Annotated in this window: 25 protein-coding genes and 1 pseudogene; 20 read left to right on the top strand and 6 right to left on the bottom strand. The window is 53.4% G+C overall.

Going from position 1 to position 22542, the window contains the following annotated elements; genetic code table 11:
• Positions 1-97 precede the first annotated feature (97 nt).
• The 8 genes from BS640_RS06285 to sctW are packed head-to-tail and all read left to right on the top strand — an operon-like array spanning position 98 to position 4777.
• On the top strand, positions 98-826 hold the full coding sequence (locus tag BS640_RS06285; protein ID WP_084912191.1) for a helix-turn-helix domain-containing protein: 729 nt from the start codon (positions 98-100) through the stop codon (positions 824-826).
• A 9-nt stretch (positions 827-835) separates the two neighbouring features.
• Positions 836-1051 carry a type III secretion system needle filament subunit SctF gene (sctF, locus tag BS640_RS06280; RefSeq protein ID WP_017490923.1) on the top strand — a complete coding sequence of 72 codons (216 nt, stop codon included), beginning with the start codon at positions 836-838 and terminating at the stop codon, positions 1049-1051.
• Entirely contained in the window at positions 1048-1314 is a 267-nt protein-coding gene (locus BS640_RS06275; protein WP_017490924.1) for an EscG/YscG/SsaH family type III secretion system needle protein co-chaperone, read from the top strand. The genes sctF and BS640_RS06275 overlap by 4 nt, the downstream gene beginning before the upstream one ends.
• Before the next feature lie 36 nt (positions 1315-1350).
• Positions 1351-1698: a type III secretion system inner rod subunit SctI gene (gene sctI, locus BS640_RS06270; RefSeq protein WP_017490925.1), complete on the top strand. Its 348-nt coding sequence runs from the start codon at positions 1351-1353 to the stop codon at positions 1696-1698.
• Positions 1695-2411: a type III secretion system inner membrane ring lipoprotein SctJ gene (gene sctJ, locus BS640_RS06265; RefSeq protein ID WP_017490926.1), complete on the top strand. Its 717-nt coding sequence runs from the start codon at positions 1695-1697 to the stop codon at positions 2409-2411. Before sctI ends, sctJ begins: the two co-directional genes overlap by 4 nt.
• Complete coding sequence (locus tag BS640_RS06260) at positions 2408-2995, top strand: type III secretion system domain-containing protein (protein WP_017490927.1); 588 nt, start codon at positions 2408-2410, stop codon at positions 2993-2995. The genes sctJ and BS640_RS06260 overlap by 4 nt, the downstream gene beginning before the upstream one ends.
• Positions 2992-3657, top strand: coding sequence for a hypothetical protein (locus BS640_RS06255; RefSeq protein ID WP_017490928.1), 666 nt, complete (start codon positions 2992-2994; stop codon positions 3655-3657). Before BS640_RS06260 ends, BS640_RS06255 begins: the two co-directional genes overlap by 4 nt.
• A complete protein-coding gene (gene sctW / locus BS640_RS06250; protein WP_017490929.1) occupies positions 3647-4777 on the top strand; it encodes a type III secretion system gatekeeper subunit SctW in 1131 nt (376 codons plus the stop codon). The genes BS640_RS06255 and sctW overlap by 11 nt, the downstream gene beginning before the upstream one ends.
• A 29-nt stretch (positions 4778-4806) precedes the next feature.
• Here sctW and BS640_RS06245 read toward each other — a convergent pair whose 3' ends face one another.
• The 3 genes and pseudogenes from BS640_RS06245 to BS640_RS06235 form a co-directional block, all read right to left on the bottom strand.
• The gene (locus tag BS640_RS06245; RefSeq protein WP_084912190.1) at positions 4807-5454 is read right to left on the bottom strand and encodes a glutathione S-transferase family protein; all 648 of its coding nucleotides are present in this window, start codon (positions 5452-5454) and stop codon (positions 4807-4809) included.
• A gap of 78 nt (positions 5455-5532) precedes the next feature.
• A pseudogene (locus BS640_RS22325) lies at positions 5533-5679 on the bottom strand (GNAT family N-acetyltransferase); the annotation flags it as partial.
• 27 nt (positions 5680-5706) lie between these two features.
• Positions 5707-6294 carry a class I SAM-dependent methyltransferase gene (locus tag BS640_RS06235; protein ID WP_017490932.1) on the bottom strand — a complete coding sequence of 196 codons (588 nt, stop codon included), beginning with the start codon at positions 6292-6294 and terminating at the stop codon, positions 5707-5709.
• A 359-nt stretch (positions 6295-6653) separates the two neighbouring features.
• Between BS640_RS06235 and BS640_RS06230 the strand changes: the two genes are divergently transcribed.
• Positions 6654-7205 carry an isochorismatase family protein gene (locus tag BS640_RS06230; protein ID WP_017490933.1) on the top strand — a complete coding sequence of 184 codons (552 nt, stop codon included), beginning with the start codon at positions 6654-6656 and terminating at the stop codon, positions 7203-7205.
• A gap of 357 nt (positions 7206-7562) precedes the next feature.
• Positions 7563-8168, top strand: a complete 606-nt coding sequence (gene ybjG, locus BS640_RS06225) for an undecaprenyl-diphosphate phosphatase (protein ID WP_017490934.1) — start codon at positions 7563-7565, stop codon at positions 8166-8168.
• Between the two features lie 73 nt (positions 8169-8241).
• On the opposite strand, the gene BS640_RS06220 is transcribed toward ybjG, so the two are convergent.
• Complete coding sequence (locus BS640_RS06220; protein WP_026110400.1) at positions 8242-9504, bottom strand: serine hydrolase; 1263 nt, start codon at positions 9502-9504, stop codon at positions 8242-8244.
• Positions 9505-9946: 442 nt separating this feature from the next.
• On the opposite strand from BS640_RS06220, the gene BS640_RS06215 reads away from it, so the two are divergent.
• The gene (locus tag BS640_RS06215) at positions 9947-10654 is read left to right on the top strand and encodes an HAD family hydrolase (protein ID WP_017490936.1); all 708 of its coding nucleotides are present in this window, start codon (positions 9947-9949) and stop codon (positions 10652-10654) included.
• Positions 10655-10675: 21 nt separating this feature from the next.
• Here the strand turns inward: BS640_RS06215 and BS640_RS06210 are convergent, their stop codons facing one another.
• Positions 10676-11599, bottom strand: coding sequence for a LysR family transcriptional regulator (locus tag BS640_RS06210; protein ID WP_084912188.1), 924 nt, complete (start codon positions 11597-11599; stop codon positions 10676-10678).
• Between the two features lie 163 nt (positions 11600-11762).
• On the opposite strand from BS640_RS06210, the gene BS640_RS06205 reads away from it, so the two are divergent.
• Entirely contained in the window at positions 11763-13202 is a 1440-nt protein-coding gene (locus BS640_RS06205; RefSeq protein WP_084912187.1) for a M20 family metallopeptidase, read from the top strand.
• Positions 13199-14476: an MFS transporter gene (locus BS640_RS06200; RefSeq protein ID WP_017490939.1), complete on the top strand. Its 1278-nt coding sequence runs from the start codon at positions 13199-13201 to the stop codon at positions 14474-14476. The genes BS640_RS06205 and BS640_RS06200 overlap by 4 nt, the downstream gene beginning before the upstream one ends.
• A 50-nt stretch (positions 14477-14526) precedes the next feature.
• Here the strand turns inward: BS640_RS06200 and BS640_RS06195 are convergent, their stop codons facing one another.
• Positions 14527-15687: a PQQ-dependent sugar dehydrogenase gene (locus tag BS640_RS06195; RefSeq protein WP_026110401.1), complete on the bottom strand. Its 1161-nt coding sequence runs from the start codon at positions 15685-15687 to the stop codon at positions 14527-14529.
• 345 nt (positions 15688-16032) lie between these two features.
• On the opposite strand from BS640_RS06195, the gene BS640_RS06190 reads away from it, so the two are divergent.
• The 7 genes from BS640_RS06190 (at position 16033) to BS640_RS06160 (ending at position 22424) form a co-directional block, all read left to right on the top strand.
• Entirely contained in the window at positions 16033-17109 is a 1077-nt protein-coding gene (locus BS640_RS06190; RefSeq protein ID WP_017490941.1) for a sugar ABC transporter substrate-binding protein, read from the top strand.
• Between the two features lie 203 nt (positions 17110-17312).
• A complete protein-coding gene (locus BS640_RS06185) occupies positions 17313-17711 on the top strand; it encodes a CidA/LrgA family protein (RefSeq protein ID WP_026110402.1) in 399 nt (132 codons plus the stop codon).
• Positions 17708-18400, top strand: coding sequence for a CidB/LrgB family autolysis modulator (locus BS640_RS06180; RefSeq protein WP_017490943.1), 693 nt, complete (start codon positions 17708-17710; stop codon positions 18398-18400). Before BS640_RS06185 ends, BS640_RS06180 begins: the two co-directional genes overlap by 4 nt.
• A gap of 246 nt (positions 18401-18646) precedes the next feature.
• On the top strand, positions 18647-20107 hold the full coding sequence (locus BS640_RS06175) for a M20 family metallopeptidase (protein ID WP_084912186.1): 1461 nt from the start codon (positions 18647-18649) through the stop codon (positions 20105-20107).
• A gap of 31 nt (positions 20108-20138) precedes the next feature.
• Positions 20139-20855 (top strand): ABC transporter permease, encoded by a 717-nt coding sequence (locus tag BS640_RS06170; RefSeq protein ID WP_017490945.1) that lies wholly within the window; start codon positions 20139-20141, stop codon positions 20853-20855.
• Positions 20855-21589: an ABC transporter permease gene (locus tag BS640_RS06165; RefSeq protein WP_017490946.1), complete on the top strand. Its 735-nt coding sequence runs from the start codon at positions 20855-20857 to the stop codon at positions 21587-21589. Before BS640_RS06170 ends, BS640_RS06165 begins: the two co-directional genes overlap by 1 nt.
• Positions 21567-22424, top strand: a complete 858-nt coding sequence (locus BS640_RS06160; RefSeq protein WP_017490947.1) for a transporter substrate-binding domain-containing protein — start codon at positions 21567-21569, stop codon at positions 22422-22424. The genes BS640_RS06165 and BS640_RS06160 overlap by 23 nt, the downstream gene beginning before the upstream one ends.
• Positions 22425-22542 lie beyond the last annotated feature (118 nt).

The raw sequence follows: 22542 nt of genomic DNA, 5'->3' as shown, positions 1-22542 counted from the left end.
CTCGCGCTCAATCAATGTCAGGTCAACACCTGATGTCTTCAAAATGGCATATAGAAGAAAATAAAATCGTATTAGAAATTCACTAACGGAAAATACGATGCCAGCAATAAGATTTATCGTAACCAAATGCGAGATATCCTTTTCTCATAAAGGAGGACTGCATGCATTTCCGGCTAATAGCCTGATAATTACCGATAATCATGCCCAAATGGTTGGCAAGATTGAAAGCGCCAATACCATTATTATGGATTTTTTTTGTTCGGATTTGCAGCAGCTTTATTCAACGGTCACGGAATTGCTTGATACTAACGTTCAACAAACCCTGAACCATGAATTAATAAAAACCGTAGGTGCAGAACACGCTGTTATAGAGGTGTTGTATTCCCTCGCAACTTTATCCGCAGACAGTTTTCTTCAATTTTGTTACACCTATTGCCTCAGCCGCGAAAGAACCTATTTTTCAGCGCTGCTTCGCCAACGAGTCTCCGGCAACAAAGAGTTTTGTCATTTTATTGAAGAAAACTTTCTTCAGCAGTGGCCGATTGCCAAATTAGCCGAAGAGCTGGACATACCTTTAAGGAAATTTAACCAACTTTTTCAAGATACCTATGGAAAACCCGCCAAACGCTGGCTGCTTGAGCGCAGGCTTGAACATGCCAAAAAGCTGCTGATTACTACCCCGCTGCGGGTCATTGATATCGCGCTGGAGTGTGGTTTTTCCAATCATGCCCATTTCACCGATACCTTTCGCCGCCATTACAGCTGCAATCCGAAACAGGTGCGGGAATACAAACGCCAAGAAAGTCACCAAGAAATCAGAATCTGAGGAAAACCTATGGATATTGAAGCCGTCACCAATCAGCTTTCACAGCTGGTAGAGAGCGCAGGTAATGAAGTTCAGGCGAAGGTTACCGCCGGCGATATGAATGACCCTGCGCAAATGTTGAAAGCCCAGTTTGCAATCCAGCAGTACTCGGTTTTTGTCAGCTATGAGAGCGCCATCATGCGCGCCGTCAAAGATATGCTGTCAGGGATTATTCAAAAAATATGATACCGCTCGATGCTTCACTCCGCCGACTGATGGTCGAAACTAGCCTGATGGCCGTGAACCACGGCTTTCACACCCAGGCACGTACCCTTCTGGCCGCACTGCCACTGCTCACCGAGAACCATGAGGCGCAGAAAATTATCGAAGCCACGCTGCTTATCGGCCTCGGCGAGAACAAGGCCGCCGCGTTGTCCCTCAAGGGTAATACGTCGCCAGATGCTGAAATATTACGTCGCCTGTTAACCCGCGGCGCACTGTCCCACTAATCCCCATTTCGTTTGCCAACAAAAGAGAGTTTATCAATGGAAATCACCGCAGCCACAATGAACGCCATGACCTCCAGCCTTGATGCTACTGAAGCGGTTTCTGCCGTGCCAGAAGCCGCCGATATCGAGGCATTTTCCCGCGCCCTGTTCGGCAAAGAAAATAAAACCCCGGAAGAAATGGCCGCAACGGGATTGCAGGAAAAAAGTGCCTCCTTTGTTCAGGCAAGCAAAAACTCCCGTTCAACCGCTGAGGTTATCAATAACCCTGAAGTGATGATGAAAGTGCAGTCGACGATGTCGAGAGAAATTCTTGAGGTCGATCTGATAGCCAAAGTCACGGGTTCACTTTCTCAGGGCATTAACAAGTTGACGAGTATGCAATGAAACGTTCTTACGGGCGCTATGCCCTGCTTGCAGTTCTGGCGCTGTGCCTGACCGGCTGTAAAATCGAACTTTATAGCGGGTTGTCGGAGGCGGACGCCAATCAGATGCTGGCCCTGCTGATGCTGCGTAACATTGACAGCGAAAAGAAAGTGGTCAAAGAAGACAGCGTGACGGTCAAGGTGGAACAATCGCAGTTCGTAGACGCCGTAGAAGTTCTTCGCCAAAACGGGCTACCCGCCAAACCTACCGACAGCATGAATGAGATATTCCCGGCCGGTCAGCTGGTCACTTCGCCGGTTCAGGAACAGGCAAAGATAAACTACCTTAAAGAACAGCTGCTGGAAAAAATGCTGCGCGCGATGGACGGCGTGGTGAGCGCGCAGGTGTCGATAGCCGAGAGTATTTCCAGCAATCGCCGCGACCTGCCGATCCCTTCCGCCTCGGTGTTTATCAAATTTACGCCGGGCATCAATATGCACAGTCGTGAAGGCGATATCAGAAACCTTATCTATAAAGGGGTACCGAACCTGCGCGCCGAGAATATCTCGGTGGTGCTACAGTCCACTGATTATCGCTATGCGCGTCCGCTGCCGGTGGTTGAGCGGTCAGCGTTGCAGAAATGGGCACCGTGGATTGGCGGTGCCTCTGCCCTGCTGGTCGCCGCGATGGGACTGGTATGGATGGCGTTCCAGCGTCGGAAGAAAACCCCATGAACGATGCCCTCTCCGAGCCGTTAAAACGCCTGCATCAGCTTGCGTGGCAGGCCGGTGCGTGGATGGACGAGGGCTGGTGGCAGTCGCTGTCGCTGGCCGACTGGCAAAAGAGTTATCAGCAGTATCCGCGCACTCGCCCGCAGCTTGACCGGCTAATTGCCACACGCCGTGGGTTTCCGCAGTCAGCGCTGCCTTCTACCCTGACGCCGGAGCAGCTAAAGCTTCTCAAGCTGGAAGACCGCCTGCCGGGGCTTTGCACCGCGCTAGGGTTGCTGGCTATCTCCTGCCCCGATTACCTGATGATCGGCCACTATCGTCGCGTGCTGTCAGACATTCTTGGCTCTCGCGGCTGCGATCAGCTACTGGCGCTGGGCGAATTCAGCTCGCCACGGCCTGCCAGCCTTAGCCCCGAAACCTTGGTTGAACAGGCGCAGGAAACCGGCACGGCCTGGTGGCGCAGCGCATCGGAGCACTGCGAGGTCTGTAACGCCATGCAAATTATTCTCCCGCCTGGGGTAAGTGAAGTCGTGCCAACGCTGGGCTCGCCGATACCCTGGTTACTGCGTATAGGACGTTTTATATGAGCCGACTAAACGTTGTCGTTAAACAGCTCGCCGGATGTTTCCACCACGGGCCGGTCATAACGGCCAGCAATCTGGAAGAATATATTCAGGCGGCCGATATCATTGAGCGTGCTCATCAGGAGGCGGCAGAACTGCGCAGCCGTGCCGAGGAATATCTCGACAACATCCAGCAACAGTGTGCCGAAGAACGCGAGGCCGCAAGACAGGAAGGGCAAGCGTGGGCAGAGGAAGACGCGCCGGCCCATCGCCAGAGCGCCGTCGCAGACGCGGTGGAATGGCTTATTTGTGAACATGAGCTTGAGGGCGATATTATCCAACGCCTGGAGCCTCAGATGCGCAATATCCTGGCTCAGGTGTTTAAAGAGTTTTACCTGCAGCAGGACGGCTGTCGTCTACTGCTCGATCGGCTGCGTGAAGTGCTCGATAAAATGCTGCAGCAGGAAGCCGGTACGCTGTTTGTCTGCCCTGACCAGTGGGAAGAACTGCGCCAGTCGTTTGCCTCCTATCCCTCTCTGGCGGTGAAAATGAACCCGCAGCTAGGACTGGGCGAGGCGCGGCTGGTCACACCGCTGGTGACGCTGTCGATCAATCTTGAAGAGCAGCTCGACGCGATTCTTACACGGCTGCTGAAAATGCGTGAGGACGGTTATTATGCAGATTAAGGTTGAACACTCGACCGTTCGTGCGCAGGTTCACGCGCCGCAGAACATCGCCGCCCATACGATTAATCATTCCCCTCTAAGAACGGCGAACATCAAGGCGACGCAGGTAACGCCGGCCAATTCAGCTATGGAGATGGCGAAAAACCAGCTTGAGCCGGAATTTATGGAGATGGAAGGCGCATTTCCTACCGATGAAGCCATGTACGAGACGCAGGAAAATATCGGTTTTACAATAGGTTCATCGCCGGGACGTGGACGCGGCCAATCGGGAGGCACCGGAGGCACAGACCGTTCTCGACCGCGCAGCATGGTGCAAAAACTTGTTAAAGCAGGCACCGCCAGCGAAGACGAGATTAAAGAACTGCGTAGTCGGATTGGCGGCATTGAAGAAGCGGAAGAAGTCGATGACCTGCTCAACTCGATGAAGCGCAATGAAATGGATGCCGGTGAGATGGCGCTGATGCTGGGCAGCATGCTCAACGAAGAGAATATTTCTCCATCACGGCGTAAAAAACTGCAGCAGGCGTTGAATAAGGTGATGGATGATGAAGACTGGCTACTGCAATTATTTGGCAGTCTGGAATTCGGCAGCCTCCACCGCAGTGCGCTCGGTGAGCTTCGCCGTCTGTATCAGAAGGCCGCCAGCAGGCAGTCAGGTCTGAATTACTGGTTCTCGCAGTTCCGTCAGCTTAAGGACCGTAAGCGCAAAATGAAGACGCTGATCCGCGCCCTCGCCTTCGAGCTTTCGGCCGAAAATGACGTCAGTGACATTCGCCTTGCCGCCGTCGTCACCGACCTTAAACGCATTTTGCAATTCATGACCATCGAAGATCACAGCCAAAAAATGGCCAAAGACCTGAAGATCCCTGAGGTGACGGGTGACCGTATTACCGAAGAACTGCTCGAAATTGTTCAGCAGTCCTGGGTTTACAGCGACTGGTTGTACCAACGCGCCAGCAGTATCTTACCGGAAGGTCATAGCCAACACGGCTATGCAAGACGCATGGTCGAACTGGTCAAAATGCTTCCGGAAGCCTGCTTTGAAGACGTCGAACAACGTGAAACGGTGATGCAGGCGTTTAGCGAGTATCAGGAAAGACTGGCAGACGAAGACGAGTAACCCAGACTTCGCCCGGTGACCTGCCGGTGTTAATAGAATGGGGCATCAATTTTCTCTGTCGCAAAGGCACGCTGGACCGCAGGACGGTAGGCAATCCGCGGCAAGTATTCTCCGAAGTCCGGTCTGGCTCTTGCCGGGTACGGCATATCACGGGTCCAGCGGGCAAGCATCAGAATAAACAAATCCACTACCGTGCAATCCTGCCCCAGAAAATAAGGTCCTTTACCCTCTTGCCTGTTGCGGCGCAGCCTGTTGTCGATCAGGTCCAGCGTGTCGGCAATATTTTTGCAGGCCTGCTCTCTGATTTCAGCTTTCCCACATTCGCTATATTTTTGCGGCATAAAGTAGGTCATCAGCTCAGTTTGCAAGGTACTAGTCAGGTAAAATAGCCACTGATAAAACTCACCGCGCTGGGGTGAACCCACGAGGGGACCAAAATTGCAGTCTGGGTTTTTATCAGACAAATAGAAGCAGATAGCCGCAGTTTCAGAGATAACCGTCTCACCGTCGGTCAATAAAGGAATTTTACCTACCGGGTTAAGCGCCAGATATTCAGCGCTTTTGTGCTGATTGTTTTTGACATCGACGTTAACCAACTCGAAGGGTATTCCGAGTTCTTCGAGCAGCATATGCGGCGTCAGGCTGGCCTTGCCTCGGCAGTAGTAAAGTTGATACATCGCTTAACCTCCTTGTTGACTGGGGATTTTAAGCATAAGCCCAAATCCCCCTCCGATCCTCAGATCTTATGCAGAAATTTATCCGCTTTCAGTCAGCCTTTTATTTATCTCGACGTTCGTCATTAGCGCACCGCGCACCTCGAGCCGTTGCTCTTTGTTGACCTTAAAGCCGCAATTTTCGAAAAAAGGCCGAGCGGTGATACTGGCATCCATAGTCAGATGAGTTAAACACTCAGCGATGGCCTCCCTTTTTCAGTTCTTTCTGACAACGATACGGCGAATAATTTTGCCCGAGGACTGGCTAACAATTTTCTCATCCATCAACAGCTGGGCACCTGCAAGACCGTTTATAACGATACGTTCGTCAAAGGCCGCATAGAGACGACCGCGCTCGTCGCGTTTGTCCTCCTCTTCGGTTACCCGCCAGCTGAGATATAAGATCCCCTGACTCTTTAGCAGCCTCAGCAGTTTTTGCACTGAGGGTTCTATCAAGTCGATGGGCAAATGCATGATGACCGTTTCACAGAGCACATTTTCAAAACTTTGCTCCTTCACGCCGACCAGTTCTGGCAACGCTGACTGAAACAGGCTGAGCTCAGGGTGCATTTCATGAGCCTGTAACAGCAGTCCTTTTGACGCATCGACGCCTACCGTTGGATAGCCATTAGCGTTAAGCCAGGCGGCATCTCTTCCGCTGCCGCAGCCGACGTCGATAGTTGGACCCTGAGTGAAAAACTTTCTTACCGTGTCACGAAGGTCCTCTCCTGCAGGCTGCGATTCCCATTCCTGCGCATAGTCGGCCGCATCACGGTCGTAGGTTGCAAGCGTTTTCATATCCATTAACTTTCTCCTCTCCATTACTTCACTTATTTTCTCGAATTTAATCCATAAATACTCCACTCGAAGTCAATGAAATGACCGACGACGTCACAATAATGTTAAAAAAATGTTTCAGATTGTCGTGAGTAATATTGATTGACGAAGTTATAAGTCAATGACATATTAGATTTATGAATATATACAGCGCACTAACACAGACAACCACCACAACGACTACCCTATCGGGTGGGTCGCAGGTTGTCTTACGCTGTTAACGACAAGTTTACAGACTGTATAAGCAACTGAGCCCCGCCGGAGAAGGCGGGGCTTTTTTCCCCCTGACCTTTCCGGCTTTAACGAAAAGAACAAGGAGAAACGCCATGCAGCAAAATCTCGCCCCCAAACAGGCCCTGCTCGTTATCGACATGCAGATTGGCCAGTGCTCCGTCGCGCCGCTTCCCTTCCAGCGTGAAGCTCTGCTCGACAATATTAATCAGCTCATTGAACACTTTCATCAGCATGCTTTACCAGTATTCTTCATTCGCCACGCGGGACCGCCGGGTTCGCCCTATGCCGCCGGAGAAAAGATCTGGAACGTTGTGCCTGAATTAAAATTTGATGCCGCACGCGATAAATTTGTCGATAAGTCTCGCGCCAGCTGTTTCGATGGCACCGATTTAGCCGAAATACTGCAACAGCAACATATTGGCGAGGTGGTGATTGTGGGCCTTAAAACTCAGTACTGTGTTGATACTGCCTGTCGCTCTTCTCTCGCCTTGGGTATTAAGCCGATTCTTATCTCTGATGGGCATAGCTGTATTAATACTGCACAACTTTCTGCGGCCGATATTATTGCTCACCACAATGCCTGCCTTAATGGGCCGATTGCCAGGGTAATGGACACTGCGGCTTTCATTGCCGCTGAACAATAGCCTTCTAAATTTGTATTCGCGTAATGAAATGATAAAAGTGAGCAGGACTTATTCTGCTCACTTTTTAATCCATGGATAAACTCTTGTTAAATTAAGACTATTCCTGCAAGCCCGATTGAAAATCACCGGTAAACTCCCTCCTTAAGTATTCCTTAATTTATTCCCTGTAATATCAAGGGCGTTAGTTACCTATACGAAAGTTAAATAAGTCGGCTTTATTGATTGTCACACTCTTTACGCGTGGTTCGGTAAGACTTAACGTTGAACTGAATAAGTTTTTCACGGTCAGCATGTCAGTAAACTTGCAGTAACAAAATTTTCGGCGCCTATTTTGCCGACCAAAAGATGAGGGTATTTATGGAACAGCTTAACCACTTGCTGTTCGCCTGGATTAATGCAACACCTGCTTCGCCGAAATGGCTGCTGGATATTGCCTTCTTCCTGGCGAACGACATGATTTTTATCGTGCCGGTTATCATCGTTGGCCTATGGCTATGGGGTAATAATCAAACAATAAGTTTGCAGCGTGAACTCGCCACTAAAATTGGCATTGCGCTGATATTCGCCATGACCTGTGCAAAAACGCTTTCCGAGCTGTTTCCCCATGCCCGTCCATTTGTTGAAGGCTTTGGTTATACCTTCCTGCAACACGCTCCTGACAGTTCATTCCCGAGCGATCACGGCACCGCTATCTTTACCTTCGCCCTGGCTTTCGTTTTCTGGCACCGCGTCTGGTCCGGCGTGCTGTTCCTGGTTATCGGTGCCGGTATCGCCTGGTCTCGCGTTTATCTTGGCGTGCATTGGCCGATGGATATGCTGGGCGGCCTGCTGGTTGGCATGCTCGCTTGCCTTTTCTCACAGCTGGTATGGAACCTGTTTGGCATGCAAATCCGCGCGCTGATGGAGAAACTTTACCGCTTTAGCTTTGCTCTCCCCATTCGTAAAGGCTGGGTGCGCGAATAAAAGCCGCATTTATCCAGGCAAATAAAAAGGCGAGGATGGATTCCTCGCCTTTTTTGTATTTCTGAAAAGTCGGTTATTTACCGAATACTTTACTGAAAAGACCGCTCACCTTCATCATCACGAAGTCCCAGATGCGACTAAAGAAGCCACCCTGCGGCACATCTTCTTTTGCCACCAATGGACGCTGCTCAATGACCTTACCGTCAAGCGAGAAGTCGATAGTACCAACAACCTGATTCTTGGTAATCGGCGCCTCTAGCTGCGGGTTGTTCAGCGTGAAACTGGCCTTGAGGTTCTTAAGCTGACCTTTCGGGAAGGTCAACGACGCATCTTCTGCTACGCCCAACGGCACGGTTTTCTGTGCCCCAAACCATACGCGCTGCGTGGTGAAAGCATCGGCGGCCTTGATTGGGGTGATAGTTTCATAAAAACGGAAGCCCCAGGTAAGCAGAGATTCGCTCTCACTGAAACGCACGCGATCGCTCGGGGCGCCCATCACCACGGCGATGAGTCGCATCCCGTTGGAGTCAACCGCCGATGACACCAGGTTGTAACCTGCGCCTGAGGTGTAGCCGGTTTTGATCCCGTCGACGTTCAGGTTAGTGCTCCACAGCAGGCGGTTACGGTTAACCTGACGAATGCGGTTAAAGGTGAACTCTTTTTCCTTGTTCATCGCATATTCGTCTGGCGTATCGTGGATAAGCGCACGGGAGAGCAACGCCATGTCCTTCGCCGAGGTGTACTGGCCGTCAGAGTCCAGACCGTGCACGGTTTTGAACTGGGTATTGGTCAGATTCAACTGCTGCGAATAACGGTTCATCAGCCCCACGAAGGCGTCCTGACTGCCCGCGACGTAATCAGCCAACGCAATGCTGGCGTCGTTGCCGGACTGGATAACGACGCCTTTATTCAGCTCGGAAACAGGCACCTGATCGCCCGGTTTGAGGAACATCAACGACGAGCCGCGCAGCACCGGGTTACCGGTCGCCCACGCGTCTTTGCCGATGGTCACCACGTCAGTGGAGTGAATCTTGCCTGATTTCAGCGCCTGGCCGACAACATAACTGACCATGATTTTCGTCAGGCTGGCAGGGTCGAGTCGCGCATCAGGCTGCGACTCGGCAATAATTTTGCCACTGCCGTAGTCCATCAGCACCCATGATTTTGCGTCAATTTGCGGAGAAGCCGGGGCACCCGGAGTGGGGGTTGAAGAGGCTGCGATGTCCACCGGTTTTGCTGGAGCAGTGTCGGCGTGTGCAGCGGGAAACGTTAGCAACAAAACGGTGCCGCTGAACGTACAAAGAAGGTTCCGTTTAGATAAGAAAGAAATTGTCATAGGTTATTAGCGCTTCTGTCCGGGTAACTGAAATTTATGTTATCTTTCAATCAGGTTTGAACTTATCGGTATAAAAAATACCGTTTTATGGCTTGAGAAGAAACTCCTCGAATGTAAAGTTTCTTTGAATAGTAGACTTAATTGCGCTTTTGTCTGCCTCAGATCGCGTAATTGAGCGAATTTTACCGAAAAATTCCGCCCTGCGGTGATTGTACAGTCAGCTTAGCGGCAGAGCTCACCAAAAATCTAAATGTTTTATCAACATATGCGATTCAACGACAAAAATCGCACTGACGCACAAAGGCTTGTTTAACCTTTAACCATTGCCGCTCCACTGCACAGCTTCATTTTAGTTTCATCAAAAATTTTTCTTTTTCGCCTTACGCTTCACAATTTTTTCCGCTAACCTGAATTGACATCGTATTTTACGGGGAACTGGGTGATGGATTTAGCGCTGTTCGATCTCGATAAAACGCTGATTAGCGATGACAGTGCCAGCCTGTGGCTACATTGGTTAGTTTCTCAGGGCTATACGACGACGGCACGCTTAGACCATCACCAACGACAAATGCACCCCGTTACTCACTATGCAGACTCCCCGCCAGACCCCAACAATATCGCCTGTTATTTAAAACTCACCCTTGCGCCAATGAGCGGTTATCACCGCCGTACGGTATCCGGTTGGGTTGAGCGTTTCGTGCATCGCGATATTTTACCCAGGCTGTATCCACAGGCCCGGCAGCAGATTGCCTGGCATAAGGAACGTGGCGACACTATTGCCCTGATTTCTGCCTCGGGCGAGCATCTGGTGACGCCCATCGCGCGCCGTCTGGGGATCGATCACGCGTTCGGCATCGTGCCGGAATTCAACGACCATCGGCAGTGTTTTACCGGTGAGACCACCGGCGAACTGACGTTTCATCAGGGCACGGTGCATCGCCTTGAGTCATGGCTGCAACAGCCGACGACGCCGCAGTTTAAAAAGACTTACGCCTACAGCGATTCTATCTTCGACCTGCCGCTGCTGGAGTTTGTAGACTATCCGACGATCGTCAACGGCTGCCGCGCGCTACAACAGATTGCCGAAAAGAAAGGCTGGCCTAGCGTCAGTTGGCAACGGCATCCGGCGCGCGAAAGAGTCGCGTCCTGACCGCTCTGCGCTAACGCCCCGCTATAAACCAAAGTCGCGCTCGAAGGCCGCGCCTTCACGGTTTAATAACTCACAGCTGAAATCAATAAACTGGCTTAGCGCCGCCGAGCGGTGCCTGCCCGCCTGCGTTTGCAGTTGTAACGTTCGCTGGCTGAGTTGTTCAATGTTGATAGACTTCAAAACCAACCGGTCCCGGCGAGCCTTGAACATCACCGAAAAATGGCTACAGGCCACCAGCGCGCCCGGCGTGCAAAGCATAAAGTCATACAGCGTGCTGAAGCGATTGCAGCTCAAGGCCGGTTCGAGAAATATTCCATTCATGCGACATGACAAATCAAACAGCTGGCGAATGGTGCTCGTTGGCTCATTAAAGGCCAGCGGATAAGCATGCAGGTCGCCAAGCTGCACTTGCTGGTGAGCCAGCGGGTGATCGTGACGCATCGCCAGAAGAACCGACGCAGGATAGGACGCCAGCACGTCAACGCCTCGCTCTGGCGTCAGGCTGAACTGCAAGGCCAGATCACAATCGCCGCTGCGAATAGTCTCGGATACCAGCTGCGCCGTGCCCACGTTAAGGTAAAACATCACGCCGGGATTAATGGCGCGAAAGCGGGCAAACATTTGCGGCAGCAGGTCATAAGCGGGCCCGTCAGTGCAGGCCATGCGAATCACCGTGCGGCGCACCGCCTTGAGCCCCTGAATCTCGGCAATCGCAAACTCCATATCCATCATGCTCTTACGAACGTGATTTTCGAGGATTTGCCCGGCATCATTGAGCACCATCCCTCGAGCGTGTCGCTCAAACAGCGTCGCACCGATTCGCGTTTCCAGTTGCTGAATCTGTCGGCTGATGGCTGATACCGCCACAAACAGCTGCTTGCTGGCAGCGCTTAACGAACCCGTATTGGCGACCGCCAAAAAATAGCGAATTTCAGTGCTGTGCATATTTTGCTCCGCGAGAGTGCATGCCTCTATTTTGTGCATGGGAGCGTTATAATTAAAGCAATGCTTCATTGCAATTATTATTATTGTGGCAAAGCTGCATTTTCTATTACATAAGGAGAGCATAAACCAATAAAAAATAATTAAGACAACATCAGGACTTTCTATGACAGTGGAAAAAGCAGTAAAGCAGGCTCTGGGATGGTTTGACGGCGGCGAATTCAAGGCGGTGCTCGCGCGACGCGTAGCATTGGCGACCGAGAGTCAGTCAACCGAGCGTGACGAGATATTGAAACGTTACTTCGAAGAAGAAATTAATCCCGCGCTGCGGGCAATGGGCTTTGAGCTGCAGCTTATCGATAATCCTCAGGCAGCCAATCGTCCCTTTCTCATCGCATCGCGCATTGAAGACCCGACGTTACCGACGGTATTGAGCTATGGTCACGGCGACGTGGTGTTCGGTGACGACGAGAACTGGAGTGAAGGCCTGGACCCCTGGGTGCTGTTTGAGGACGGTAACCGCTGGTATGGCCGAGGCAGCGCCGATAACAAGGGCCAACACAGCGTCAACCTGGCCGCACTGGAGCAGGTATTCGCCGCTCGCGGCGGCAAGCTTGGCTTCAACTGCAAGCTGCTGTTTGAAATGGGTGAAGAGATCAGTTCTCCAGGGCTTGCCGAGGTCTGCCGCACACACCACCAGACCCTCAGCGCGGATCTATTTCTCGCCTCCGACGGTCCACGCCTGAGCGCCGAACGCCCAACGCTGTTCCTCGGTTCCCGCGGTGCGGTTAACTTCCGCCTTTCCGTCAACGCGCGCGACAAAGACTACCACTCCGGTAACTGGGGCGGCTTACTGCCAAACCCGGGTACGCTGCTGGCGAACGCTATTTCATGCCTTATCAATCAGCAGGGACAGATGCAAGTCGCAGCGTTGAAACCGCCCGCGGTCAGCACTGCGATTCGCGAGATCCTCCGCGATATCGAGGTCGCGACTACGCCGGGCGATCCTGAAATTGACGTTAACTGGGGTGAAGCGGGTCTGACGCCGGCCGAACGCCTGTTTGCCTGGAATCAGATGGAAGTGCTGTCGTTTTTGACCGGCAACCCGGCACGCCCAATGAATGCCATTCCCGCCAAGGCAACGGCGGTGTGTCAGATGCGTTTTGTGGTCGGCACCGACTGGCAAAATTTGCAACAACACGTGCGTGAGCATCTCGATGCCCACGGATTCCACTCCGTTGAGGTCGAGTTCCTGCGCGGTTCACCGGCAACCCGTTTTGATCCCACCGACCCGCTGGTCGATTGGGTGCTCGAAGTCATGCAGCAGAGCAGCGATAAAAAGCCCGCCCTGCTGCCTAACCTCGGCGGTTCTCTGCCCAATGAGGTGTTCGCCGATATCCTCGGCCTGCCGACGCTGTGGGTGCCGCACTCTTATCCAGCCTGCGGCCAGCACGCGGTAGACGAACACATGCTGATTTCCATCGCCCGTGAAGGCCTGGAGATCATGACGCGTCTGTTCTGGAGTCTGGGCGAGCGCGGCGACGCGTTGCTGGCGGCACACCATCAGCACGCGGCAAAAAGTCTGGCGCAGGACGGTGGAAAATGAGCCACGCATCTTCAGCCTTATCAACCGCTACGGCGGTAAAACCGAGCCTGACCAAAACGCTTTTTGTCACCTGTATCGGCAATGCGCTGGAGTGGTTCGACATTGCGGTCTATGGCTTCTTCGCTGCTTACATCGCGCGTGCCTATTTCCCGACGACCGACCAGACCGTTTCCCTGCTGCTTGCCTTCGGCAGCTTCGGCGTTTCATTTTTGATTCGCCCGTTGGGTGCCATTGTGCTGGGTGCCTTTGCCGACCGTGCCGGTCGCAAGTCGTCACTGCTGGCGTCAATCAGCCTGATGATGCTCGGTAGCCTAATGATTGTCGTCACGCCGTCTTATGCCACGCTCGGTCTGGCGGCTCCGCTGTTAATTCTGCTGGCCCGTTTGATTCAGGGCTTTTCGGCGGGCGGCGAATTCGGCAGCTCGACCGCGTTTCTGGTTGAACACTTTCCCGAGCGTAAAGCCTACATTGCCAGCTGGCAGTTCGCGACGCAGGGTGCCAGCACCCTCCTCGCCTCGGCCTTTGGCTTGGGCCTGTCACAGTGGCTCTCGGAATCGCAGATCCAGGACTGGGGATGGCGCATTCCTTTCGCCTTTGGGCTGTTGATAGGGCCGGTCGGTCTGTACATTCGCCGCAATATCGAGGAAGCCGACAGCTTTGTTAAAGCCGACCGCCAGGCTTCGCCGCTGAAAACGCTATTCGGTCAGCAGAAGTCGCTGCTGTGCATGGCGGTAGGTCTGATGGTAGTCTCGACGGCAATCAATTATATGCTGAACTATGTACCGACCTATGCGACTAAAACGCTGCATTTTTCGGGGCAGATTGCCTTCACCGCCACGCTGCTGGCCGGCGTCATTTTGACCGTTGCGACCCCGCTGATGGGCCTGTGGGCCGAAAAAGTGGGCCGTTTGCCGCTGATGTGGGGTTCACTTGTCCTGCTATTGATCACTATTTATCCAGGCTTTTGGCTGATGACGCACTACAACACGGCCTCGGCGCTGATTGCCCTGGTATGTTGGATGGCGTTATTGAAATCGGTGTACTTTTCAGCGGTGCCGTCGATGATGGCCGACCTGTTCCCCGTTACCACACGCGCCAGCGGTATGGCTATCGGTTATAACATTGCGGTCACCGTATTTGGCGGTTTCGCGCCGTTCATCTGTACCCTGCTCATCACCGCTACCGGCACAAAGCTCGCGCCGAGCTATTATCTGATGATTGTGGCGCTGCTCAGCCTGTGGGCGTTGATTAACTCTCAGCGCAGCCGCAGGTAAACGGGAGTTTCTCGCCGACGCCACGTCGGCGAGAAACATTTCGTCGCGGCTTACTTCGGCGACAGCTTGAACAGCTTGCCGTTTTTCTCGTCCGTCAACACATAGACATAGCCGTCCGGCCCAACCTGAACTTCACGAATGCGCTGGCCTAAATCGGTCAGCATGCGTTTCTCTCCGAGCACTTTTTTATCGTTCACCTTCAGCTGAATCAGCGTCGTTTCCTTCAATGCCCCAACAAACAGTGAATTCTTCCACTGTGGGAATTTGCTGTCGTTATAGAAGGCCATACCGCTGACAGCAGGAGATACGCGCCAGTAATAGAGCGGGTCTTCCATTCCATCGAGATGCGAGCCTTTGGCTTCTGGGATCGGCAGTCCGTTGTAGTTTATGCCGTAGGTGGCGAACGGCCAGCCGTAGTTTTTGCCCGCTTTGAGAATGTTCACCTCGTCACCGCCGCGTGGCCCATGCTCGGTTTCCCACAGCTCGCCGCTCCAGGGGTTGTAAGCCAACGCCTGGGGATTACGGTTGCCGTAGGTCCAGATTTCAGGACGCGCGTTAGGCAACTTCACGAAGGGATTGTCCTGCGGAATACCGCCCTCGGGCGTCAGGCGAATTATCTTACCGCGCAGAGAATCAAGCTGTTGTGCGGCGATGCGCTGGTTGTTGTCGCCCAGCGACATCAGAATATTGCCCTGCGGATCAAATATCAGCCTGCCGCCGAGATTGATTCCACCGTCGAGCGGCGGTGTTTCGATAAAGATGGTTTTAAAGTTCTCAAGGTGCAGGCCGTCCTGCGAAAGCGTGCCATAGCCAAGCTCTGCATGCGGCCGCCCCTTGTCATCTTTTTGCGCAAAGCTTAGATAAACGCGGCGGCTTTTGGCAAAATCAGGCGCAGGACGCACGTCCCACAGGCCCGCTTGATCCTGAACCCACACCGCAGGCACGCCGGTTACCGGGGCCGAAAGCGGTTTGCCTGCCTGCCACAGGCGCAGATTACCGCTGCGTTCAGTGATTAACGCACCCTGATTGTCGGGCAGAAATGCCAGCGACCAAGGGTGATCGAGGCCTTTTAACAGGGTTTCTACTTTAACGGGCGCCTTTGGCACCGGTTTTGGGGCGGCCTGCGCCAACGCCAGTCCCGGCATCGCCAGTGCCCCCACCAGCAGCATAGGGTGCCAACGGGTCGGTGTATTATTCAATGTAAATGGCATAGCTTGCGGATCCCTTCCAGAAAAACAAACTTTAATTTTAGACCACTACTGTCGGCTATTTGTATAGGCGATGTAAATTGCCTGACGTCTATATCTCTGAAAAAACGACCACTCCTGGTGAGACAACCGGTTTCCAGGCGAAAACAGATATACCCAAAAAGAATAAGTATTGCCTTAAAAATAATAAATAACGCCCATTCCCAAGGGGAAAACAAGCAGATACACTGCTTGAATAATTAGACACCTAGCCTTGTAGATGTCTAAATAAGATTTTCATTCCCGCAAGCTCTTAACTTAAGCGCTGCTTTTTTTTGGTTTCAGCCAACGCCCGACGGAGTCTATAAAATGAAGAAAATTTCCGCCTCACTGCTTGCTTTGAGCCTGCTTGCTACCCTGCCAGCCTTCGCGGCCGAACAGCCTGCGCTGGCCGCCGTTCCTGCGGCAATCGCTCAGCACAGTGGCCCCATTCGCGTTGCTGTGATTCGCAATCTGGGTTCAGACGACAACACCACGCAGTTTCTTGCCGGTGCCATCAAGCAGGGGCGTGCGCTAGGTTTCAAGGTCGATACTTTCCTAAGCAACGGCGATGACGCTAAATTCCAGGACTTCGTCAATCAGGCCATCAGCCAAAAATATGACGGTATCATCCTGTCTCAGGGACGGGGTCCGTATTCCAATAATCTGGTAAAACGCATTACCGCCGCCGGTATCGCGGTTTCGGTGTTTGATACCGAAGTCACTGACGGCACGCCGGGTGTCACCGTCACCCGTCAGGACGATGCGTCACTGACCCAGGCTTCAGTCGGTGAACTGGTCAAAGACTTCCACGGCAAAGCCAACATCGTGCGCCTGTGGGTTGCCGGTTTCCCACCGATGGAACGTCGCAACGTCACCTATCAGCAGATCCTAAAAGACAACCCGGGCATTCATCAGCTTGAATCCATCGGTGCGGTGTCTTCAGACGTTCAGGGCGATACGGCGAATCAGGTCGGCGCAATTTTGGCCAAATACCCGAAAGGTAAAATTGACGCTATCTGGGGTGCGTGGGACGCCTTCAGTCAGGGGGCGTATAAGGCACTTAAGGAGAACGGCCGCACCGAGATTAAACTTTACAGCATTGATGCCTCCAACCAGGACCTGCAATTAATGCGTGAAAAAGACAGCCCATGGAAATTCACCGCCGCAGTGGATACTCCGCTGATTGGTGCCGTTAACATGCGTCTGGTGGCCCTAAAAATTGCCGGTGAGAAAACGCCTGCCACCTATGAATTCTCGGCACAGGTTATTCCGCAGTCGCTGCTGCTGAGCCAACCGGGTGCGGTTAATATCGCGGCTCTGGGCAAAATCATCCCAGGCTGGGGCAAGTCTGAAGACTTCAACGCCCCGTGGTTTGCGACGCTGGAAGCCAGGTACAAGAAATAATCGCTCCCCACTGCGGCTAAAAGCCCGCCCGGCGCAAGTCTGGCGGGCTTTTCTATTGTGAGTCCCCGCGCGTTATGTCATAACCTGTAGCCATAGGTGGCGAATAAACGCGCTGCATCGAAAAAACTTGTGAAGCAGATCACACTGGCGGTTAAATTAATTTAATTGTATGATGAATGTAGTTTTCGACTGGGACAAAGGTTATGAGATCTACTCTATCACTGCCATTTCAATATTTACGGGCATTTATTCTAATTTATGCCTGCCTTTATGCGGGAAACGGAGTTTCCGCCCTGCTTCCACTGGCCATTCCAGGCAGTATTCTCGGCATGCTCATCCTTTTCACGCTGCTGTCGACGCAAATTCTGCCTTATAAATGGGTTAAACCGGGATGCAGCGTGCTAATTCGCTATATGGCGCTGCTGTTTGTGCCTATCGGAGTTGGGGTGATGAACTACTACGATCAGCTGCGCACCCAGTTTGGACCGCTGGTGGTGTCCTGTGCCGTCAGCACGCTGATTGTGCTGCTGGTGGTGGCTTATTCGTCTCACTTTGTACACCGTGAACGCAACGTCATCGGCAAACCGGAGGATGAACAATGAGCCAAATCTGGTGGTCATTACCACTGACGGTGCTGGTGTATTTCGCCACCCGCAGGCTGGCTGTAAAATTGAGAATGCCGCTGCTTAATCCGCTACTGATGTCGATGGTCATTATCATCCCTCTGCTGCTGGTGACGCATATTCCCTACGCGCGCTATTTTGCCGGCAGTAAAATTCTCAACGACCTGTTGCAGCCTGCCGTGGTGGCGCTGGCCTTTCCTTTATACGAGCAGCTGCATCAGATTCGCGCCCGCTGGAAATCGATTATCAGCATCTGCTTCATTGGCAGCGTCGTGGCGATGACGACGGGAACCGCGATTGCCCTATGGATGGGAGCCACACCGCAGATTGCTGCCTCAGTGCTGCCCAAGTCTGTGACAACGCCCATCGCCATGGCCGCGGCTCAGTCAATCAACGGCATCCCCGCTATTAGCGCAGTATGCGTGATTTTCGTAGGCATTCTCGGTGCGGTGTTTGGTCATACGATTTTGAATCTGCTGAAAATCACCAACAAGGCCTCTCGAGGATTAGCCATCGGCAACGCTTCTCACGCATTGGGTACCGCGCGCTGCGCCGAAGTGGACTATCAGGAGGGGGCCTTCAGCTCGCTGGCGCTGGTGATTTGCGGCATTATCACCTCTCTGCTGGCCCCGTTTTTATTCCCTATCCTGTTGAGGCTTTTCGGTTAATCATATTGTAAAACGGGTGCGGCAGGCATTGCCGCACCACTCGCTTTCACCCGCGCCGTGATAATGGATCATTTTGGTTCAACGCCCTATCGCTTTCCCTGTTTCGCCCCCTTTCCTGAGTCCCGTATCCCGGCTTTGTATCAAAATTTAATCGCAAACAATCTTTGGCCCCTTTATTGCTTTGCTCTACGTCCTAACTCGCGCTCATGTATAGACAAGCCCCTCTAGCCAATAAGGACTATTGCCATGCAACCAACGCCAGCCCCTGAGTCTCAATCGGCGACCGACAGCGATTTACTGCAACAAGTCTGGTCGTTAATCGATGAAAAGAAAGGCATATTTTGGGATCTCAGTGACCGCATCTGGGAAACACCAGAGGTCAATTACACCGAATTCAAATCGTCGCAAGGACATCTCGACCTGCTGAAAAAGCAGGGCTTTCGCGTGGCAGAAGGCGTGGCAGACCTGCCAACGGCGATGATGGGCGAAGCAGGTGAAGGCGGTCCGGTGATTGCAATTCTCGGTGAATACGACGCTCTGCCCGGCCTTAGCCAGCAGGCCGATGTTGCACAACCTTTAGCGCTTGAAGACGGGGCCAACGGGCACGGCTGCGGCCACAATATGCTCGGTTCCGCCGCCTTGCTGGCCGCGACGGCGGTCAAAGACTATTTGCAGGCCAACGGGCTGGCGGGTCGTGTACGTTATTACGGCTGTCCGGCGGAAGAAGGCGGTTCAGGCAAGGGTTTTATGGTGCGTGCGGGCCTGTTCGACGACGTTGACGTCGCCATCTGCTGGCATCCAGGGGCTTTTAACTGCGTGACCGACGCCAACTCGCTCGCCTGCAATGAACTTAACTACCATTTCTCGGGCCGTGCCGCTCACGCCGCCGCGACGCCACACCTTGGCCGCAGCGCGCTTGACGCCGTTGAGCTAATGAACGTCGGTATTAACTACCTGCGCGAACACATGCCGACCAGCGCACGCATTCACTATGCCATTACGGACAGCGGCGGCTTCTCACCAAACGTGGTGCAGGCTAAGGCGACAGTGCGCTATCTGGTGCGGACCCGCACGCTGCCCGAGCTTACCGAACTGCTCAAGCGCGTAGATAAGGTGGCACAAGGTGCGGCACTGATGACGGAAACCACCATGAAATGCAATATCCTCAGCGGCGACGCCAACCTGATTGGTAACCGCGTGCTTGAAGAGCTGATGCAGTCGCACCTCGAACAACTCGGCGGCCCGGGCTTCGACGACGCCGACTATGCCTACGCGGCGCGTTTTCAAGAGACCATGAGTCAGGAAGAGATCCGCAGTGCCTATCAGCGCGTCGGCTGCGCCTACACATCGGGCGAACTGCTCTGCGACTATGTGCTGCCGCTCGACCGCCCGGAAAGTTCAATGATTGGTTCTACCGACGTCGGCTCGGTCAGCTGGGTGGTGCCTACCGTGCAGTGCCGCAGTGCGACTTACACTATCGGCACGCCGGGGCACTCGTGGCAGCTGGTCGCCCAGGGTAAATCCTCGCTGGCGCACAAAGGACTAACGCAGGCCGCCAAGCTGATGGCGAGCACGGCAGTCGGCCTGTTTACCCAGCCCGCGCACATCGCCGAAGCCAAGGCCGAACACGCCCGCGTGCTGGAAGGCACCCCCTTTGTGAACCCGATTCCTGACGATGTACAGCCGCCGTTTCCGGGCAGCCACTGATTGCGTCTGACAGACTCACGAGGAGCGACTGATGGGCAATTTGGGATTCTTAACCACGCTGAGCTTTGGCCCCGGAGGATGGGGGCCGATGCTGCTCTCCGGTGCGTTGATGACCGTGGCACTGTCACTTTCTGGCTTTCTGCTTGCCGGGGTGATAGGTGGTCTCTTTTCCTGGGCAAAAATCTGCGGTAATCGCCCAGTACGTTATGTTGCCGATGTTTATACCACGGTGATTCGCGGTATTCCCGACCTGCTCATTATCTATCTGCTTTATTTTGGCGGCAGTCAGGCGCTGACCCTGCTCGGCAAACTGTTTGGCGACGGACAGTTCGTCAGCTTTCCGGGATTTTTAGCCGGAATGCTGGCGGTCGGCATTGCGGCAGGCGCGCAGCAAACCGAGGTGTTCCGGGGCGCTTTCTACGCCATCGCGCCCGGTGAGCTAGAGGCCGCCAAGGCGTATGGTATGAGCACACCGGTGCGCATTCGCCGCATCGTTGTTCCCCTGCTGCTGCGCCACGCCCTGCCGGGCATGGGCAACGTCTGGCAGCTGGTGTTGAAGGCAGCGGCGCTGGTGTCGGTCACCGGACTGGCTGAGCTGATGAACAAGGCGCAGACCGGTGCAGGCTCGACCGGTAAACCGTTCGATTTTTACTGTGCGGCGGCGCTGTTGTATCTCATTATCTCGGCCTTTTCGGGCTGGTCGCTGCGTCGGGCAGAGGTGCACTACTCACGCGGGGTAAAACGCTGATGGACGTTAAATTTCTATGGGAAACCCTGCTCCAGCTGCTGCCCGGCGTCCCCCTTACCCTACAGTTGACCTTCTATTCGGTGGTGATGGGTTTCTGCCTTGCGCTGCTCATCGCTTTCGCCCGTCTGTCGCCTTATCGCGCGCTGAATCTCCCGGCGCGGGCATTCGTGTTCTGTTTTCGCGGTACCCCGCTGCTGGTCCAACTATTTTTGATTTACTACGGACTGGGTCAATTTGAGAGCGTGCGCAGCAGCATACTGTGGCCGGTACTGCGCGAGCCCTACGGCTGTGCGCTGCTTTCGCTGTCGCTTTGCACTGCCGCCTATGGCAGTGAAATTCTGCGCGGGGGTTTGCAATCAGTGCCGCACGGCGCGATAGAGGCAGCGCGGGCCTGCGGTATGTCACGGCTGCTGATGGTGAGGCGCATTATCATGCCGGTAGCCCTGCGTCAGGCGCTTCCTGCCTACGGCAACGAGCTCATTTCTATGGTTCAGTCCACGTCGTTATGTTCAATCATCACACTGATGGACATCACCGGTATCGCCGCACAGATAGTGTCCGATACCTATCGTGCGCTGGAGGTTTTTTTGGTAACGGGCGCGCTCTACCTATTGATCAATCTGGTCATTAGCCGAGTTGTGATGCTGGTCGAATATCGCCTGACGCCGCATTTACGGGGTTTTCATTTTAAAACTAAAGGGGTTGTAGAACATGAAATTGGCAAGCTTGGTTAGTGCTTTATGCTTAACGGCAACGTTATTCATCCCTTTTACCAGCCACGCAGAGGCCGGTAAAAAATGGACTGTGGTGAAAATTGCCACCGAAGGTGCCTTTCGCCCCTTCAACTTCACCAAACCTGACGGCACGCTCGACGGTTTTGAAATCGACCTTTACAAAGTCCTGTGTCAGAAAATGGACGTAAAATGTGAAATCGTGGTTCAGCCGTTTGCCGGGATTATCCCCGCGCTAAACGCCGGGAAATTCGATGCCATCATGGATGGGCTTTCCGCCACCGACGCGCGCAAGAAGATTATCGATTTTTCAGTTCCCTACAGTAACACCGGTCAGACTTTCGCCGTTATGAAAGGCAGTCCACTGGCGGTCATGCCTGACCTGGGTAAACGATTCTCTCTCACCCGCGATGAAGCCGGTGCCGAGGCCGAAGTGGCAAAGATTGCGCCATTGCTGAAGGGGAAAATTGTTGGCGTACAGGGCTCTTCTATCGGTGAACAGTTCCTGCAAAAATACCTGAAAGGCATCGTGACTATTCGTCAATACAAGACTACTGAAGAGCACGATCTCGACCTTAAGTCGGGTCGCGTGGATATGATATTTGCTTCGGCAACCTATCTCACTGGCGCGAAGGCCAAGCCGGGGAATCAAGACATCGAGCTGGCAGGCCCGCAGTTTATCGGTGGCTTGCTCGGCGCAGGTTCAGCGGTGGGGATTCGCAAGAGCGACCCGGAACTGAAGAAAATGTTTGATGACGCCATCCTGCAAACCAAACAGGACGGCACGCTGAAAACGCTGGCCATGAAGTGGTTCGGTACCGACACCGTGCCTCAATAACCGGATAAAAACGTTGGGGTGTTCGTCTCAACGACCTCTTCGCGCCAACAACAGTTTTGCACTGATAGCGGCATGATGCTTTGAGCGTCTTTCACTAAAAAACCCACGTCCGCTTTTT

It is taken from the genome of Rouxiella badensis (genome assembly GCF_002093665.1).
Lineage (GTDB): Bacteria > Pseudomonadota > Gammaproteobacteria > Enterobacterales > Enterobacteriaceae > Rouxiella > Rouxiella badensis.
This window is presented reverse-complemented; position numbering and strand designations above follow the sequence as displayed.

Excerpts from the sequence above, each read along its gene's own strand:
- BS640_RS06285 (WP_084912191.1), top strand. The coding sequence starts at position 98 with ATGCCAGCAATAAGATTTATCGTAACCAAATGCGAGATATCCTTTTCT.
- sctF (WP_017490923.1), top strand. The coding sequence starts at position 836 with ATGGATATTGAAGCCGTCACCAATCAGCTTTCACAGCTGGTAGAGAGC.
- BS640_RS06275 (WP_017490924.1), top strand. The coding sequence starts at position 1,048 with ATGATACCGCTCGATGCTTCACTCCGCCGACTGATGGTCGAAACTAGC.
- sctI (WP_017490925.1), top strand. The coding sequence starts at position 1,351 with ATGGAAATCACCGCAGCCACAATGAACGCCATGACCTCCAGCCTTGAT.
- sctJ (WP_017490926.1), top strand. The coding sequence starts at position 1,695 with ATGAAACGTTCTTACGGGCGCTATGCCCTGCTTGCAGTTCTGGCGCTG.
- BS640_RS06260 (WP_017490927.1), top strand. The coding sequence starts at position 2,408 with ATGAACGATGCCCTCTCCGAGCCGTTAAAACGCCTGCATCAGCTTGCG.
- BS640_RS06255 (WP_017490928.1), top strand. The coding sequence starts at position 2,992 with ATGAGCCGACTAAACGTTGTCGTTAAACAGCTCGCCGGATGTTTCCAC.
- sctW (WP_017490929.1), top strand. The coding sequence starts at position 3,647 with ATGCAGATTAAGGTTGAACACTCGACCGTTCGTGCGCAGGTTCACGCG.
- BS640_RS06245 (WP_084912190.1), bottom strand. The coding sequence starts at position 5,454 with ATGTATCAACTTTACTACTGCCGAGGCAAGGCCAGCCTGACGCCGCAT.
- BS640_RS06235 (WP_017490932.1), bottom strand. The coding sequence starts at position 6,294 with ATGGATATGAAAACGCTTGCAACCTACGACCGTGATGCGGCCGACTAT.
- BS640_RS06230 (WP_017490933.1), top strand. The coding sequence starts at position 6,654 with ATGCAGCAAAATCTCGCCCCCAAACAGGCCCTGCTCGTTATCGACATG.
- ybjG (WP_017490934.1), top strand. The coding sequence starts at position 7,563 with ATGGAACAGCTTAACCACTTGCTGTTCGCCTGGATTAATGCAACACCT.
- BS640_RS06220 (WP_026110400.1), bottom strand. The coding sequence starts at position 9,504 with ATGACAATTTCTTTCTTATCTAAACGGAACCTTCTTTGTACGTTCAGC.
- BS640_RS06215 (WP_017490936.1), top strand. The coding sequence starts at position 9,947 with ATGGATTTAGCGCTGTTCGATCTCGATAAAACGCTGATTAGCGATGAC.
- BS640_RS06210 (WP_084912188.1), bottom strand. The coding sequence starts at position 11,599 with ATGCACAGCACTGAAATTCGCTATTTTTTGGCGGTCGCCAATACGGGT.
- BS640_RS06205 (WP_084912187.1), top strand. The coding sequence starts at position 11,763 with ATGACAGTGGAAAAAGCAGTAAAGCAGGCTCTGGGATGGTTTGACGGC.
- BS640_RS06200 (WP_017490939.1), top strand. The coding sequence starts at position 13,199 with ATGAGCCACGCATCTTCAGCCTTATCAACCGCTACGGCGGTAAAACCG.
- BS640_RS06195 (WP_026110401.1), bottom strand. The coding sequence starts at position 15,687 with ATGCCATTTACATTGAATAATACACCGACCCGTTGGCACCCTATGCTG.
- BS640_RS06190 (WP_017490941.1), top strand. The coding sequence starts at position 16,033 with ATGAAGAAAATTTCCGCCTCACTGCTTGCTTTGAGCCTGCTTGCTACC.
- BS640_RS06185 (WP_026110402.1), top strand. The coding sequence starts at position 17,313 with ATGAGATCTACTCTATCACTGCCATTTCAATATTTACGGGCATTTATT.
- BS640_RS06180 (WP_017490943.1), top strand. The coding sequence starts at position 17,708 with ATGAGCCAAATCTGGTGGTCATTACCACTGACGGTGCTGGTGTATTTC.
- BS640_RS06175 (WP_084912186.1), top strand. The coding sequence starts at position 18,647 with ATGCAACCAACGCCAGCCCCTGAGTCTCAATCGGCGACCGACAGCGAT.
- BS640_RS06170 (WP_017490945.1), top strand. The coding sequence starts at position 20,139 with ATGGGCAATTTGGGATTCTTAACCACGCTGAGCTTTGGCCCCGGAGGA.
- BS640_RS06165 (WP_017490946.1), top strand. The coding sequence starts at position 20,855 with ATGGACGTTAAATTTCTATGGGAAACCCTGCTCCAGCTGCTGCCCGGC.
- BS640_RS06160 (WP_017490947.1), top strand. The coding sequence starts at position 21,567 with ATGAAATTGGCAAGCTTGGTTAGTGCTTTATGCTTAACGGCAACGTTA.